Annotated in this window: 2 protein-coding genes; one reads left to right on the top strand and one right to left on the bottom strand. The window is 75.4% G+C overall.

From position 1 onward, the window contains the following. Positions 1-743: type 1 glutamine amidotransferase (locus tag G3I42_RS06245; protein ID WP_164283149.1), on the bottom strand; the 743-nt coding region annotated here is incomplete at its 3' end. Positions 744-1,082: 339 nt separating this feature from the next. On the opposite strand from G3I42_RS06245, the gene G3I42_RS06250 reads away from it, so the two are divergent. Then, positions 1,083-1,506 (top strand): MFS transporter (locus tag G3I42_RS06250; protein WP_164283151.1); only part of this gene is annotated, 424 nt, incomplete at its 3' end.

Here is a 1,506-nt window from a genome sequence, read left to right on the forward strand (position 1 = left end):
TCCGTCACCAGCGCGGCGAAGCGGTGGGCGACGGTGCGCCAGGCGGCCTCGGCCTCGGGGGCCTCGCGCAGGGCGTGGGCGTGGAGGTGCGCGGGGCCGGGGGCGCCGTGGCGGGCAAGGCGTTCCGGGTTCCAGCGCGGGATGCGCGCGGCGCGTGCCTCGGGGTGGAACTGGACGCCCCAGGCCGCCGGGCCGAGGCGAAAGCCCTGGTACGGGCAGTCGTCGCTGCTCGCGAGCCACCGCGCGCCCGGCGGCAGCGCCGTGATGGCGTCGACGTGGTTCTCGATCGCGGGCGGGTGCGCGGGCAACACGTGGAAGAGCGGGTCGTCGGCCGCCTCGGGACGCAGCGTGAGCCGGACGCTGCCGAACTCGGGGGTCCCGTGCTCCCCGCGCACCTCTCCCCCGGCGACGTGGGCGAGGAGTTGCCCGCCGAGACAGATCCCGAAGTAGGGGACGCCCGTGCCGAGCGCCTGCCGGGCGAGTCCACGGGTCGCCGCGAGCCAGGGGGCGCGGGCGTCGTCGTCCGGGAGGTAGGCGCCGCCGAGGACGAGCAGCCCGTCGTGGGCGAGCCGTTCCGGCAGCGGCTCGCCCTCCCAGGCCCGTACGGCATCGAGCCGCACCCCGCCTTCCACGAGCCACTCGGCCCAGTTCCCCGCCCCGTCCCCGTCGTTGTTGCGCACCACGAGCACGCGCGGCGCCCGCACCCCGTCATCACCGTCGTCCTGCCGCGCCTCGTTCACCACGTACGCTCTCCGTCCCTGACGCCTGTCCGTTTCGGACCCGAGCCTAGGCACACACGAGAGGACGAGCCCCCGCAAACACGTGTCCCTTCGGTGGCCTCGGCGGTATCGTGCGCGTCATGTCGAGTCCCGAGTCGGACAGGTCGGGGGCTTTCGGTCACGCCGTCAGCCCCCTGAACCACTGAGCTTCCGCGCGACTGAGCCGCGGGGCCGCCGAGCCGCCGCGCTCTTCGCGCCGCGCGCCGCCTCAGCCGCACGGCCCGCAGGCGTGCGTACGTGCTCCGGGGACTGAAGGCGATGACGAGACGACCTCTCGTACCTCGTCCTCCTCGGAGTCGTTCGATGCCCTTCGCCCTGTACCTGCTCGCCCTGGCCGTGTTCGCCATGGGCACCTCGGAGTTCATGCTCGCCGGGCTGCTGCCCGGGCTCGCGCCGGATCTCGGCGTCCCGGTCGCGACGGCCGGTCTGCTCACGCCCGCCTTCGCCGTCGGCATGATCGTCGGCGCGCCGCTCGTCGCCGTGCTCGCGCGCGCGTGGCCCCGGCGCGCCTGTCTCCTCGTGGCCGTCCTCGTCTTCGGCGCCGCGCACGCGGTGGGCGCCCTCACGACGAACTTCGCCGTCCTGTTCGGCACTCGCGTCGTCGCCGCGCTCGCGCACGCGGGTTTCCTCGCTCTCGCGCTGCCCGCGGCGGCGGCGCTCGTGCCGCCGGACCGTACGGGGCGGGCGCTCGCGGTGCTGCTCGGCGGGACGACGGTGGCGACGGTCG

Origin of the sequence: Streptomyces sp. SID11385, assembly GCF_010548245.1 — a bacterium.
GTDB lineage: Bacteria > Actinomycetota > Actinomycetes > Streptomycetales > Streptomycetaceae > Streptomyces.